This is a genomic window from Streptomyces sp. NBC_01335, assembly GCF_035953295.1.
GTDB lineage: Bacteria > Actinomycetota > Actinomycetes > Streptomycetales > Streptomycetaceae > Streptomyces.
Genome location: NZ_CP108372.1, coordinates 1 through 13,394, shown reverse-complemented (window position 1 = coordinate 13,394; position 13,394 = coordinate 1). Strand labels below are relative to the sequence as shown.

Below are 13,394 nucleotides of genomic sequence, written 5' to 3'. Positions count from 1 at the left end.
CGTGTTCCTGATCCTGCACCGCGAGGGCGAGGCGGAGCCGACTCGCTGGCGGTACAACCCGAAGAAGCTCATGTCCGTGGAGCGCGAGGACATCGAGCGCCGGACCGGGCGGAACTTCAGCGAGTTCACCGCGGCCGTCCTCCAGGGCAACAGCCTGTGCCGGCGCGCGCTGTTGTTCACGTTCCTCCGCCGCGACCACCCGAAGACCAAGTTCGAGGACGTGGACTTCGCGTGGGACGAGCTGAAGCTGGAGTACTCCCGGCAGGAGTGGGAGCGGATCCGCGAGGACGTCGTCTCCACCCAGCACGGCGACCAGCTCGCCGCGGCCCTGGTCACGATCGACGCCGCGATGGAGTCGGCGTTCGACGACACGGAGACCGAGGGAAAAGCCCAGCTGCCGATCGCCGACTAGGGCAACTCGGCAACGCGGCCCACCTGCTGGGCATCCACCCCCGCGACTGGGACGGGCTCACCGTCGAGGAGACGGACGTGCTCCTGGCCTGGCTCGACTCGTACAAGGCGGCCGTCGATGAGGCGGCCAACAACTGAACAGGTGAGGTGGTCCCGTGGCTGACACGTCGCTGGTGTTCAACCTGGTTGCCCGGGACCGGGCGTCCGAGACGGTCGGCAAGATGGGCGAGAAGTTCAACACCGCTGCCGCCACCATCGGCGCCGGGTTCGCCGCCGCCCTCGGGATGTCCATCGTCCAGGCCATGGACATGGAGTCGGCCAACGCGAAGCTCACCGCCCAACTCGGGCTGGGGCCCGCCGAAGCCCAGGCCGCCGGGGACGCCGCCGCGTCGGTCTACTCGAACGCGTGGGGCGAATCCCTCGACGAGGTCAACCTCGCCATCAAGGGCGTGTACCAGAACATCGGCGACACAAGCCAGGCCGAGGGCGGACTGGAGGGCGTCACGACCAAAGTCATGGCGCTGGCCGAAGCCTTCGACCAGGACCTCACGATCGCCACCGCGGCGGCCGGCCAGATGGTGCGGACCGGCCTCGCGGACAACGCCGACGAGGCGCTCGACATCATCGCCGTGGGCCTCGGTACGGCGGCCGACAAGTCCGGCGACCTCCTCGAATCCCTCAACGAGTACAGCGTCCAGTGGAAGCGGGTCGGGCTTGACGGCGAGACGTCCATCGGCCTGATCAGCCAGGCCGTCAGCAAGGGCGCCCGCGACGCCGACCAGGTGTCCGACGCGATCGGCCAGTTCGGCGAGCGGGCGACGGCCGGTGGCTCGGCGGTCGACGCCGCGTACAAGTCCATCGGCCTGTCCTCGAAGAACGTGGCGAAGCTGATGGGGGCCGGCGGGGACCAGGCCGAGAAGGCGCTGAGCATGACCCTCGACGCACTGCGCGGAACGGCCGACCAGCAGGTCCGCCTCAACGCCGCCGCTGCTCTGTTCGGCGATCCGGCGAACATCATGGGCGACGCCCTGTACGCCATGGACCCGGCGACCGCCGCCGCAGCAGCGGGCATGGGCAAGGCCGAGGGCGCCGCCGACCAACTCACCGAGACCATGGGCGGCACGGCCGCGAAGCAGCTGGAGGCGTTCAAGCGGAGCGTCATGGTGGAGCTGGGCCAGGCCGCGGGCGGCATCCTCACGTTCGTCACGGAGAACAAGGGCGTGATGAAGCCGCTCCTCCTCGGCTTCGCCGGTCTCGCCGCGGTGGTCCTCACCGTCAAGGCCGGGATGGTCGCCTACGCCGCGATCTCCACCGTGGTGTCCGGGGCCCACGCAATCATCACCGCGTCGTGCTGGGGCGTCATCGGAAACTGGACCCGGATGATGGCGCTCGGCCTGATGACCTACGCCCGGATCGCGGGGGCCGCCGTCGTCTCGGCGGCCACCACCGCTGGCGCGTGGGTCGGCTCCGCGCTGGTGTCCATCGGTACGTGGATCGCCGCCGTGGTCCGGGCCGGGATCACCGCAGCCGCCCAGTTCCTCCTGATGGCCGGTCGCGCCGTGGTCTGGGCGGCGGTCATGGCCGCACAGTGGCTGATCGCCATGGGCCCCATCGGCTGGATCATCGCGGCGGTCATCGGCCTCGCGCTCCTGATCTACGCCAACTGGGACCGCATCAAGGCGTGGACGATGGCCGCCTGGAACTGGGTGTGGTCCAAGCTCGTGTCCGTCGGCACGGCCATCCTGAACTTCTTCATCAAGTGGTCGATCGTCGGGATCTTCCTGCGGCACTGGACCCGCATCAAGTCCGGGGCGGTGTCGATCGCGCTCGGGCTCGTGTCCTTCATGATGGGCCTGCCCGGCCGGATCAACCGGGCGATCATGGGCCTCGGGACGCTGCTCTACTCCAAGGGCGCGTCCGTGGTCACCGGGCTCTGGCACGGCATCCAGTCCATGGGCCCCTGGCTGGCGGGCCAGCTCACCGGCTTCGCGAAGAGCATCATCCCCGGGCCGATCGCTAAGGCTCTCGGCATCCACTCGCCGTCGCGGGTGATGGCCGACGTCGTCGGCCGGTGGATTCCCCCGGGCATCGTCGACGGCATCGAGGACTCCGAAGGGGTGCTCAGCGCCAAGATGTCCACCCTCGTCGAACCGCCCTCCACCGCCAGCGTCATGGGCGTTGGGCGGTCCATGGGCGGGGGCGCCCCGATCATGACCGGCGGCGGGACCACCGTCGTGCGCATCGAGGTGTCCGGGCCCGAAGAGGTCAAGAAGCTGATCCGCTCCATCGTCCGCAAGGACGGGCGCGGTGACGTGCAGATCGCCTTCGGGCAGTAGGGAGACGACGTCATGCCCTTCCCCCAGACACCGCTGGACGTGCGGACGGAGCTCCGGATCGGCACCACCTGGACGGACATCTCCGCCGACGTCTACACCCGGGCCCCGATCACGATCACCCGCGGCGTGCCCGACGAGGGCACCACCGTGGACCCGTCGAAGTGCTCCCTCGTGCTGAACAACCGGGGCGGGAAGTACAGCCCGAAGAACCCGTTGTCGCCGTACTACGGGCTCCTCGGCCGTAACACCCCGGTACGCGTCTCGGTCCCGCAGGCCGAGTCGTACCTGCCGCTCGACGGCACGAACTCCGCCTACGCATCGACCCCGGACGTCGCCGCCCTCGACCTGGCCGGCGACCTCGACGTCCGGGTGGAGCTCACCGCCGACTGGACCGCGATCCGCCCGCAGGTCATCCTCGGCAAGTGGGACGGCGTCGCTAACCAGCGGTCATGGTCGCTGCTCCTCATCAACGGCCTGCTCCGGCTCACCTTCTCCGCGGACGGGGCAACCGGCACCTACGTGCAGCTGTCACTCCCCGCGCTCCCGCGTCGGGCCGCCCTCCGAGCCACCCTCGACGTCAACAACGGGGCCGGCGGGTTCACCGTCGCCATGTACTGGTCGACCTCCTTGGCGGGCGCCTGGACGTCGATGGGGTCCTACTCCGGCGGATCGCCCCTGACTCTCTTCAACAGCTCGGCGCCGCTCCGCACGATCCTGACGCCTCCGATCGCGGACGCGCTTCCCATGGAGGGGCGACTGCACCGCGCCGAACTCCGGTCCGGGATCGGCGGCACCGTCGTTGCGGCCCCGGATTTCCGGGCCCTGGCCCCGGGCGCCACCTCGTTCTCAGACGGCGCCACCCGGGCCTGGACCCTGACGGGCACCGCAGTCTCTAACCGGAACTATCGGTTCTTCGGAGAGATCAGCGCGTGGCCGGTCCGGTGGGACGTCAGCGGCAAGGACGTGTGGGTGTCGGTCGAGGCGGCCGGCATCCTGCGGCGCCTCGGCCAAGGGCGGAAGGCGCTGGCGTCGACCCTGCGCCGGAGCATCCCCCGGGCCGCGTCCCTGCTGGCCTACTGGCCGATGGAGGAGGGGGAGTTCGCGACGGCCGCGTCCAGCCCGGTCGTCGGCGTGACCCCGCTCCAGCTGACCCGGGCGACGTGGGCCAGCAACACCACCCTCGCCTCGTCGGACGCGCTGCCCGTACTGGCTTCCACCGGCGGGGACCTGGCGCAGATGTCCGGGGCCGTGCCCGTGCCGACCGGGTCGCCGACCGGGTGGCGGGTCCAGTGGCTGTACCGGCTCGACACCCCGAACAGCGTGATGTACACGTTCATGCGGATCGCGTGCTCGGCCGGCACGATCGCCGAGTGGTACATCCAGGAGTCCGCCACCGGGTCCCGCATCATCGGCCGGGACGCCAACGGCACTGACGTCGTGACCTACAACGTCGGCACCGGGACCGACCTGTACAACCAGTGGAACAGCGTCTCCGTTCAGCTCCAGCAGAACGGCAGCAACGTCGACTTCGACATCTACTGGACCGACGTCGGCGGTGCGCCCGGCCACTACGGCGCCAGCTACGCCGGGACGATCGGCCGCGTCCGCACCGTGGGCAGCCCGGTTGGCGGGTACGCGGCTGCGCTCGACGGCATGGCCATCGGACACATCGCCGTCTTCAGCACGTCCACGACCACCGCGTTCAACGGCGCGCTCACCGCCTACGACGGGGAGTCCTCCATCTCCCGGATGGGGCGCCTCGCCCAGGAGGAGCCGCTGCTGCCCCTGACCTGGACGGACGGCGACACCACCACCACCTCCGAGGCCATGGGCCCGCAACGCCCCGCCGAACTCCTCGTCCTCCTGGAGGACTGCGCGGCCACGGACGGCGGCCTGCTGCTGGAACGCCGCGACCGGCTCGCGCTCCACTACCGGGACCGGACCTCGCTCTACAACCAGACGCCCGGCCTGGTCCTCAACTACGCCGGAGCCGGGGAGGTCGCCCCGCCGCTGGAGCCGGACGAGGACGACCAGAAGCTGCGCAACGACGTCACCGTGACCCGCGACGGCGGAAGCTCCGGCCGGGTCGAGATCACGACCGGCCCCCTGTCGACCTTGCCCCCCGAGCAGGGAGGCGTGGGCACCTACGACGACGCAGTGACGCTGTCGCTGGGCAGCGACGACCAGGCCCCGCAGATCGCCGGGTGGCTGGCCCACCTCGGCACGGCCGACGAACCCCGCTACCCGTCCGTCCACGTGCAGCTGCACACGGCCACCGCGCTCATCCCCGCCGTCCTCGACCTGGAGCTCGGCGACCTCCTGCGGATCGACAACCTCCCCGCGTGGCTTCCCCCGGAGCCCGCGCTCCTGATGGTCCGCGGCACGACCGAGGTGCTCGACCAGACCACGTGGGACGTCACCTACAACGGCGGCCCCGGGCGAGTGTGGACCGTGGGCGTGTACGACGACGCGGTACGCGGCCGGTACGACACCGGCGGGTCGCAGCTCGCTGCGGCGGCCACCGCGACCGCGACGACGCTGTCCGTGGCGTTCACGGACGGCACCCGGTGGGTCACCACGGCCAGCCACCCGACCAGCTTCCCGTTCGACGCGGTCGTCGGGGGCGAGCGGGTCACGGTCGCCGGGATCACCGGCACGACCAGCCCGCAGACGTGGACGGTCACCCGCTCAACCAACGGGGTCGTCAAGGCGCAGGCAGCCGGTACCGACGTCCGCCTCGCCGACCCCACCTACTACGCACTCTGAGGAGGCGCCATGCCGGACACCAGGCTCGCCGGGGAGCGGATCATCGCCGCGACGGAGAACCGCCGCGCGCCGTTCACCGTCGCGTACACCTCGCTCACCACGAACGCCACGGCAGACCCCGGCGGCGCCGAGGCTGTGTGGCTCACTTCCGTCTCGGCTACCTACCGAGCTGGCCGCGCCTACCGGGTGACGCTCAAGGGGTTGGCGGTGGCGACCGTCGCCAACACGGACTGTCAGCTGCGCGTCCGACGCGCAGCCCTCGGCGGCAGCCTGCTCTTCGACTCCTTCAGATTCGCCCTGCCATCGACGGCCAACATCGCCTTCTACTTCGCGAACGTCTTCGTCGTCGCAGGCGCTGTCGACATCACGGCCGTGCTCGTCGGCACCATCTCCAGGGCTTTCGGCTCCGGTGTGGTCACCGTCAACGCGTCTGCGGTGAACACGGCCTACATCCACGTCGAAGACGTCGGCCCCGCTGGGGACTTCAGCGGCGCCACCGCCATCTCGTAACCACGAAGGGACCACCGTGATCACACCACCCGCGTACACGCCCGGATACGACCGATGCACCGCCTCGGTCACCAGCCTGGACGGCGGCATCGCCGTGAACTACACCCTGAGCCCGCAGCAGGTCGACGCCTGGACCGACGACGACCTCCTCAACCGCGTCCAGAACCTCAAGGACGCCGTCGCCGCCCTGCTGCCGGTCGGCACAGACATACAGGCCAGCATCAGCTGGGGACGCAGCCAGTCCCTCACCGTCATGCAGGAATCCGGCGTCGTGAAGGCGGACATCTGATGTCTACGCCCCTCACCGCCGACGAGCTGGTCACGGTCCTCCGCGCCGAGGGCCTGACCGTCGTCGAGTACAAGTCCTGGCGCACCCACAACCGCGAAGGCCACGGCGCGTGGGGCCCGGTCAACGGCGTGATGATCCACCACACCGTCACCACCGGTACGGCGAACTCCGTGGAGCTCTGCTACGCCGGGCACTCCGAGCTCCCCGGCCCGCTGTGCCACGGCGTCATCGACAAGGCTGGCGTCGTCCACCTCGTCGGCAACGGCCGCGCCAACCACGCCGGTCTCGGCGACGACGACGTGCTCGCCGCGGTTATTGCCGAGACACCGCTGCCCACCGACAACGAAGCGAACACCGACGGCAACGCCCGGTTCTACGGCTTCGAGGCCATCAACCTCGGCGACGGCAAGGACCCGTGGCCCGACGCCCAACTGCTCGCCATCGAGAAGGTGTCCGCCGCGATCTGCCGGGCGCACGACTGGGACGAACGCTCCGTCCTCGGGCACCTGGAGTGGCAGCCCGGGAAGGTCGACCCGCGCGGCTTCGGCATGGACTGGATGCGCGGGCGGATCGCCGACCGGCTCGACGCGGCGGCGCCCAGCACGCCCACCGCCCCGGCCCCCGGGAAGCCGACCGCGACCAAGCCCGCTCCGAAGCCGGTGAGCTACGAGCCCTTCCCCGGGGCCGCCTTCTTCCGCGCCGGCCGCACCAGCCCGATCGTCACCGCCATGGGCAAGCGCTTGGTCGCCGAGGGCTGCGGCCAGTACGCCGTCGGCCCCGGCCCGGCCTGGTCCGAAGCCGACCGCAAGTCCTACGCCAAGTGGCAGCGGAAGCTCGGCTACTCGGGCACCGCCGCCGACGGCATCCCGGGCGCCACGTCCTGGGCCAAGCTCCACGTCCCCAACGTCTGATCGGAGATCATCATGAAGAAGCAGCTGCTGCTCGACCTGGCGGAGCGCGCCGGGTGGACCGGGGCACAGGCCGCCCTCAGCCTGGCCGTCGTGGAACTCGCCGACGTGCCGGTGTGGTGGGCGGCCCCGGTCGCCCTGGCCCTGTCCTCGGCGAAGGGCTGGGTCGCCGGTCGTCTCGGCCGGAAGGGCACCGCGTCCACGCTGCCCGCGGGCGCCGACCCGGCCAGCCTCGCCCGGGGCGTCTGATGCTCGGCGCGGCGCCGCGCGGCGGGGTGTCCCGGCGCCGCGCTGTCCTCGTCGTGCTGGGCCTCGGGTGGGCCGGGTACGGGGCGCTGGGCATCCTGGCCAACCCGCGCGCGGGCACCAGCGAGCTGCTGGCGGAGATCACCCGGTGGGTGCCGATGACGGTCCTCGGGTGGCTCTGGGTCGCGGCCGGGACGGTCGCCCTCGGAGCCGGGCTGGTAACGAACTGCCCTCGGGTGCAGGCCGCCGGGTTCGCCGCGCTCTCGGCCGTCAGCGGGCTCTGGGCCGCAGCGTTCGTCCTCGCCATCCCAAGGGCGCCCACGGCCTCGGGCTCGGCGTCGATCTGGACGGCCCTCGCGGTGGCCGTGGTGGTGGTGTCGGGCATGGATGACCCGCTGCCGAGAGCGATACGGAAGAGGTGGCGCTGATGGACGTTGGTGGGCTGGCCGCGACCGGAGTGGCGCTGATCGTCGGGCTGCTCGGGTGGACGCAGAGCAGGGCGACGAACCGCCGCAGCGACTTCGCCGCGATCACGGACCGCCTCGACAAGGAAGTCCAGGAGGAGCGGGTCCAGCGACGTCTGCTGACCCGGGCCTACCTCGACCTCTGGGGCTGGGCACGCCGCGTCGGCCCGGACACCCCGGCCGGCCCGGCACCCGACCCGCCCGTCGACCTCGACCTCACACCCTGGCACTGACCCCTTCGCCCCCGTCTGGCCTCGCGCCAGGCGGGGGCGTTTCGTCGTTCTCGCCCAGACCGCCGAGCCGCCACGGCACCATGAGCCAGAACAGCCGTAGAAACTCGCGCAACATCTGGGCAGGGGAGACGACCGTGACCTTACATTTCATCGCAAAGGACCCGGAGACGAACGGCGAGCACTGCCCGACGGTCTGGTTCGACGACGTCACCCAGGAGTTCGTCATCCAGGGCTGGAAGGCAGACGAGGCGCTCCAGGCGAAGTGCCTGGAAACCGGCCCGATCCCGGACTACGAGGCCGTGGTACGTCTGCCGGTCCGCATGTCCGACGCCTTGAAGGAGGTACTCGATGCCGCAGCCCGTTCCGCCGTTCACTGAGTTGCTGAAGCGCTGCACCACCTCCGCCCTGCACCTGGAAACCCGGGACGTCTACGCGGTCGACGAGGAGGACCGAGACCTGAAGGCGTGGCGCGCGGGCAGCCTGCCGGCCGTCGAGGACCGCGCCGCCTGGTGGGGGCCGTTCCACGATGCGGTGCAGGCCGCGGTTGACCGGGGCGTGACGGTACGGCGGGCGCGCGTCGTGTCGACGCCCGTCACGGAGTACATCCGGTTCGAGCACGCCTGCACTCCGCGCAACGTGGCGGCAGGCGAGGATGTGCGCTGGCTGCCCCGCGCCCAGGCGCTCGGCCTGCTGCTGCCCGCGCACGACTTCTGGCTGTTCGACGGCCAGTTGATCAGGTGGCACCACTTCGCCGGTGACGGCACACACCTGCGTGACGAGATGGACGACCGGGTAGACGCGGTCGAGCGCGCCGACGCCGCCTTCGCGGCCGTGTGGAGCGCGGCCGTGCCGCACGCGGAGTTCCCGATCACCTGATGTCGCCGTCCTCGTCAGCCCGCCTCCAGGAGGCCCGCGACCGAGTCGCCGCCCGACTGCGGGATCTCCGCACAGAGGCGGGACTGACGGGGCAGCAGCTCGCCGCGCGCACCGGCTGGCACGGCTCGAAGGTCTCCAGGATGCAGAGCGGTCGAAGCCAGCCGTCCGACGACGACATCCGCACCTGGTGCCGCGCCTGCGGCGCGGAGGACGAAGCCGCCGGCATCATCGCCGCCGCCCGGCAGGCGCAGCAGATGTACACCGAGTGGCGCCGGGTGCAGCGCGGTGGGCTCCGCGCCGTACAGCAGGCCAGGGTACCGCTGTACGAGCGGACCAAGATCATGCGCGTCTACACCTCCAGCGTGGTCCCCGGCATGTTGCAGACGCACGCCTACGCGACGGCTCTGCTCTCGGAGATCGCACGCTTCCACCGGACGCCGGACGACTCCTCGGCGGCAGCTGACGCGCGGCTGGAGCGCTCCCACGTCATCCGCCGGGCGGGGCGTCGCTTCCCGATCCTCGTAGAGGAGTCCGTGCTGCGGCGCGAGATCGGCGGCCCCGACGTGATGGCCGAGCAGCTCGGTCATCTGCTCCAGCTCGCGGCGCTCCCGTCCGTGACGCTGGGCATCATCCCGGCCCGCTCCGGTGCCATGTGGCCGCTGGAGACGTACACCATCTTCGACGCCGAGCAGGTGTCGGTGGAGCTGCTGACGGCCGCGATCACGATCACAGCGCCTCCGGAGGTGGCCCAGTACCTGGCCGCCCACGAAGAGATGAGTGCTGCTGCCGTGTACGGCCCCGCAGCGTTGCGGCTGATTGCGCAGGCCGTCTCCGTGCTCGCGTAGAAACCCGTAGAAACTCGCCCCCACGCCTTCGCGCCCGCCCCTACGGTCAGCCGTATTCCTCACCGACGGCTACGGGGGGCTCACATGGCCACGCTGGTCGAACTGCCGGACCCGGCAACGCTGTCCGACGCGCAGCAGCGCGGCGCTGGCTGCGTCTGGTGTGCCGCATCCCTGACGCCGGGCGACGCCCACGACCTCGGACCCCGGCCCGACCCGGGATTCGGCGGCTCCGTCACCTGGTTCCCCCGCTGCTGCATCACCTGCTGGGAAGGACGGACACGATGACGACCACCGAAAAGCTGAGCCCGGGGGACGTGGCGTACCGCCGGTGGATCCTCCACACCGAGCAGTGCGCCACCTGCCGCGCGGGCCGCGCCTGCGCCACCACTGTCCAGCTCGGAAGGGCGTGGAGGGCGGCCCGATGAACATCTGCGTGGACTGCGACAAGGCCATCCAATCGGGGGCTGTCGTCGTCGCGGCCGGGCACTCCATGTCGGGCGCCCGACCGGACATGTACGCCCACGCACTGGGCGACGAGGCTTGCCAGCCACGCGCCGGCAGCCGGGGTGACCAGCTCCGGCGAGCGATGGCCGAGGAGGCCGCACTCCACCGCTGAGACTCCCGCTCGTGCTCGCGTCGGCGGCGGCCGGGCGCGAGCGGGCCTACTCCTCGTCGCGGACGAGGTCGGAGAGCGGGGTGCCGATCGCGTCGGCGATCCGGATCAGGTTGTCGAGCCGCGGGGACGCGTGCCCCTTCTCGATGCGGTTGTACGAGTCGAGCCCGATGCCGGCGCGGAGGCTGACTGCCTCCTGGGTGAGGCCAGCGTGCAGTCGGGCGGCTCGTATCCGGTCGCCGACGGCTCGACGGCGCGCGAGGACGCGAGCGTCGGGCAGCGGCTGGTGGTGCACCTGCCCACGTTCGCCGGATCATGATCGTTTGTCTTTATGGTTGACCATAAAACGAGTGATCATGGATCCTGGCGCCCACGAACGGAGACCCATGCATCTGCTGTTCATTCCACTGGCAGGCCCCACCGAGAGGCGCGCCCCGCCCCCGCCTCCACGCGGGCCGACCATCCAGTCCTGGACCGACCCTCGGCACGCGGCACTCATAGCCGTCTGGGAGCGCGCGCAACCGCCCCCCGGTGTCGCTGCATTCATCTGGGAGAAGTAGTCGGAGCCCCGACCGCCAATGCGGTCGGGGCTCCCCTGCTTCCCGGCCACCCCCTCGGGCCAGCAGGGGGCCAGCAAGTGACCTTGAGGGGCCGAGAAACAGCGAAAACCCCAGCTCACGCATGCTCTGAGCTGGGGTTTCTCGGTAGGCCGTGTGGGACTCGAACCCACAACCAACGGATTAAAAGTCTGCCGTCGACTCCATGGGTCTCGTGCGGTCCCGTTGCCCCCGATCGGCTCCGTAGGCTCCTGCGCTGGTCAGGGCCACTTTGCGCGCCCCTCCTGCTGCCGCTCATGCGGCTTCGTGCGGTCTCGTGTGGTGCCGTTGGGTGGCGTTGGGGCCAGCAGGGGGCCAGCAGAAAGGCCCCGCCACCTGGGGTGACGGGGCCTTCCTCTGTTCCTCAACCAGCCTACTCCGCAAGCGACTTCGCCGGTCCGCCCTCGGTCTTCTTCCGGGCGCGCGGCACCACGGCAGCCGCGCGCTCGGTCAGCTCCTCCTGGTAGTCCTGGAACAGCTCCATGTACGTGTCGCTCGTCAGCACGATCGTGGAGTGCCGCAGCTTCACCTTCGCGTCGTGGAGGTCGCCGCCGCCGGCCTTCACCAGGGCCGCCGCCCCGTGGCGCAGGTCCCGCAGGTTGATGGGCGGAAGGTCGGTCGTCGCGAGGATCTCCCGGAATCCGTCGGAGAACTCCTCCGGGTGAACCCACGAGCCGTCCTCCGTGGTGAACATCTTGCCGGTGGAGTGCCACACCTTGCCCGCCGACAGCCTGGCGTCTCGCTCGGCCTCCTGGCGGGCCCTGTGCTCCCGCAGCACTTCGACGGTCCCCCGGTCGATGTGCACCGTGCCCGCCGACCCCGCCGTCTTCGGCTCAGTCTCGACGGGGGTCCAGCCGTCGACCACCAGCTCCTTCGCAACGGTCACCGTGGCGAGGTCGAGCTGTGCGTTCTCCCAGTCCTGGCCCGCTCCCTCGCCCCGGCGGAACCCGTGGTGCGCGACGAGGTGGTAGAACGCGTAGAACCGGTGCCCCTCGGCTGCGTCCAGGAACTGGCCAAGCTGCGCCGGGGTCCAGACCATGACCGGGGACGGCTTCTGCCCCGTCTCCCGCCACCGCGCCACTCGCTCCTCGGTCCAGAGGAGTCCCTTGGGCCTGGCCGCGGGCGCCAGCTCCACGTGCTTCGCCGCGTTGAACTCGGTCAGCTGCTTCTTGATCGCGTAGTTCAGCGCGATTCTCAGCGTGCGCCGGATGCTCTGCACGGTGGCAGGCCCTGTCACGCGGCGGAACGGGGGCATCGCCGCCAGCTTCGCGCGCTCCTGTGCCAGGCGGGCCCGCTCTGCCTCCGGTGGCCGGCCACCGCCCGACCACGTCGCACGAGCTACCTGTTCACGGCGGGCTGCATTCTCCGCGCGGATCACGTCGGCCCGGTCTGCGAGAGCGTCGAAGAACTGCTGCGCCTGACCGACACCGAACCGGTCGACCCGGTAGTGCCCGATCGCGGGGTCCAGGTGGAAGCGAACGTGGGACCGGTACCCGTTCGTCGTCGTGTTGCGGGTCTTCTTCGAGTCGAGCCAGGAGTCGAGCAGCTGGCTCATGGTCGACTTGCCTTCGAGGTCCACTCCGACGCCGAGGCGGCGTCTCACCTCGGCGGGGTCCGGGATGTCCTTGCGGTCCCGCATCACGCCCTGGAGGAGGTCGCCGACGCGGCGTGCACCCTCCTCGTCGTCTTCGTCCGGGAGGTCGAGGATCGAGCGGAGCTTGTCGAGGTCGCCCTGGGCATCCTTGACCGTGGCGTACCCCGTCCGCCGAAAGGGCCGGCGCTTCCCCTCGGCGTCGAGCGGCAGTTCCTGGCGAACGAAGTAGGCACCGTGGTTCTTGCGGGTCAGCTTCGGGCACGCCGCGCTCAACAGGCGACCGTCAGCACCTCGGCACTCGCATCGCTTGCTGACGCTCCCCGCACGACGGGACGTGGCCACGGCCTACTCCTTCTGCTGCTGTCCGAGGATGCCGCACGCGGTGAGCGCGTCGTACATCTCGTGCAGTTCGACGAGCACTTCCGGAGTAATTTTGCCCTCTCGTACAACCATGACCACGCCCGTGAGCGTCTGAATCGCTACAACGTGCCGCCCGGTGGGGACGTCTGCGCTCACCGCGTACTTCACAGCCCCCGTGCTCGCCGTCTTCGTCGATGCGTCCATCGCCCGGCCCCCGTTCGCTCAACTGTTCGATTCCTGGAGCGTACAACTCCGCTTCATGTGCGCTCTGTCACGTGCGGCCATCATGTCACTACGAAGCGTTGGTGCCTACACCCTTTCGGGGGGTTTCACGCTCTGCGACGCCA

Annotated in this window: 18 protein-coding genes; 15 read left to right on the top strand and 3 right to left on the bottom strand. The window is 70.5% G+C overall.

Features of this window, described 5'->3' with window-relative positions:
• The first annotated feature begins 1 nt into the window (after position 1).
• The 15 genes from OG599_RS35140 (at position 2) to OG599_RS35070 (ending at position 10,500) form a co-directional block, all read left to right on the top strand.
• Positions 2 to 412: a hypothetical protein gene (locus tag OG599_RS35140; protein ID WP_327180453.1), complete on the top strand. Its 411-nt coding sequence runs from the start codon at positions 2 to 4 to the stop codon at positions 410 to 412.
• 154 nt (positions 413 to 566) lie between these two features.
• Entirely contained in the window at positions 567 to 2,747 is a 2,181-nt protein-coding gene (locus OG599_RS35135; RefSeq protein ID WP_327180452.1) for a phage tail tape measure protein, read from the top strand.
• A gap of 12 nt (positions 2,748 to 2,759) precedes the next feature.
• Positions 2,760 to 5,513: a hypothetical protein gene (locus OG599_RS35130; RefSeq protein WP_327180451.1), complete on the top strand. Its 2,754-nt coding sequence runs from the start codon at positions 2,760 to 2,762 to the stop codon at positions 5,511 to 5,513.
• Positions 5,514 to 5,522: 9 nt separating this feature from the next.
• On the top strand, positions 5,523 to 6,023 hold the full coding sequence (locus OG599_RS35125; protein WP_327180450.1) for a hypothetical protein: 501 nt from the start codon (positions 5,523 to 5,525) through the stop codon (positions 6,021 to 6,023).
• Between the two features lie 16 nt (positions 6,024 to 6,039).
• Positions 6,040 to 6,312 (top strand): hypothetical protein, encoded by a 273-nt coding sequence (locus tag OG599_RS35120; RefSeq protein WP_327180449.1) that lies wholly within the window; start codon positions 6,040 to 6,042, stop codon positions 6,310 to 6,312.
• On the top strand, positions 6,312 to 7,223 hold the full coding sequence (locus OG599_RS35115) for a peptidoglycan-binding protein (RefSeq protein ID WP_327180448.1): 912 nt from the start codon (positions 6,312 to 6,314) through the stop codon (positions 7,221 to 7,223). Before OG599_RS35120 ends, OG599_RS35115 begins: the two co-directional genes overlap by 1 nt.
• 12 nt (positions 7,224 to 7,235) lie before the next feature.
• On the top strand, positions 7,236 to 7,469 hold the full coding sequence (locus OG599_RS35110) for a hypothetical protein (protein WP_327180447.1): 234 nt from the start codon (positions 7,236 to 7,238) through the stop codon (positions 7,467 to 7,469).
• Complete coding sequence (locus tag OG599_RS35105) at positions 7,469 to 7,894, top strand: hypothetical protein (protein WP_327180446.1); 426 nt, start codon at positions 7,469 to 7,471, stop codon at positions 7,892 to 7,894. Before OG599_RS35110 ends, OG599_RS35105 begins: the two co-directional genes overlap by 1 nt.
• The gene (locus OG599_RS35100) at positions 7,894 to 8,163 is read left to right on the top strand and encodes a hypothetical protein (RefSeq protein WP_327180445.1); all 270 of its coding nucleotides are present in this window, start codon (positions 7,894 to 7,896) and stop codon (positions 8,161 to 8,163) included. Before OG599_RS35105 ends, OG599_RS35100 begins: the two co-directional genes overlap by 1 nt.
• A gap of 80 nt (positions 8,164 to 8,243) precedes the next feature.
• Entirely contained in the window at positions 8,244 to 8,540 is a 297-nt protein-coding gene (locus tag OG599_RS35095; RefSeq protein ID WP_442809747.1) for a hypothetical protein, read from the top strand.
• The gene (locus OG599_RS35090) at positions 8,512 to 9,039 is read left to right on the top strand and encodes a DUF6879 family protein (protein WP_327180444.1); all 528 of its coding nucleotides are present in this window, start codon (positions 8,512 to 8,514) and stop codon (positions 9,037 to 9,039) included. Before OG599_RS35095 ends, OG599_RS35090 begins: the two co-directional genes overlap by 29 nt.
• Entirely contained in the window at positions 9,039 to 9,884 is an 846-nt protein-coding gene (locus OG599_RS35085) for a helix-turn-helix domain-containing protein (protein WP_327180443.1), read from the top strand. Before OG599_RS35090 ends, OG599_RS35085 begins: the two co-directional genes overlap by 1 nt.
• A gap of 84 nt (positions 9,885 to 9,968) precedes the next feature.
• The gene (locus OG599_RS35080) at positions 9,969 to 10,169 is read left to right on the top strand and encodes a hypothetical protein (RefSeq protein ID WP_327180442.1); all 201 of its coding nucleotides are present in this window, start codon (positions 9,969 to 9,971) and stop codon (positions 10,167 to 10,169) included.
• Complete coding sequence (locus OG599_RS35075; protein WP_327180441.1) at positions 10,166 to 10,309, top strand: hypothetical protein; 144 nt, start codon at positions 10,166 to 10,168, stop codon at positions 10,307 to 10,309. The genes OG599_RS35080 and OG599_RS35075 overlap by 4 nt, the downstream gene beginning before the upstream one ends.
• Entirely contained in the window at positions 10,306 to 10,500 is a 195-nt protein-coding gene (locus tag OG599_RS35070; protein ID WP_327180440.1) for a hypothetical protein, read from the top strand. The genes OG599_RS35075 and OG599_RS35070 overlap by 4 nt, the downstream gene beginning before the upstream one ends.
• A gap of 46 nt (positions 10,501 to 10,546) precedes the next feature.
• Here the strand turns inward: OG599_RS35070 and OG599_RS35065 are convergent, their stop codons facing one another.
• The 3 genes from OG599_RS35065 to OG599_RS35055 form a co-directional block, all read right to left on the bottom strand.
• Positions 10,547 to 10,792, bottom strand: a complete 246-nt coding sequence (locus OG599_RS35065; RefSeq protein WP_327180439.1) for a helix-turn-helix domain-containing protein — start codon at positions 10,790 to 10,792, stop codon at positions 10,547 to 10,549.
• Positions 10,793 to 11,466: 674 nt separating this feature from the next.
• Entirely contained in the window at positions 11,467 to 12,960 is a 1,494-nt protein-coding gene (locus tag OG599_RS35060; protein WP_442809746.1) for a site-specific integrase, read from the bottom strand.
• 72 nt (positions 12,961 to 13,032) lie between these two features.
• Positions 13,033 to 13,251 carry a hypothetical protein gene (locus OG599_RS35055; protein WP_327180437.1) on the bottom strand — a complete coding sequence of 73 codons (219 nt, stop codon included), beginning with the start codon at positions 13,249 to 13,251 and terminating at the stop codon, positions 13,033 to 13,035.
• Positions 13,252 to 13,394 lie beyond the last annotated feature (143 nt).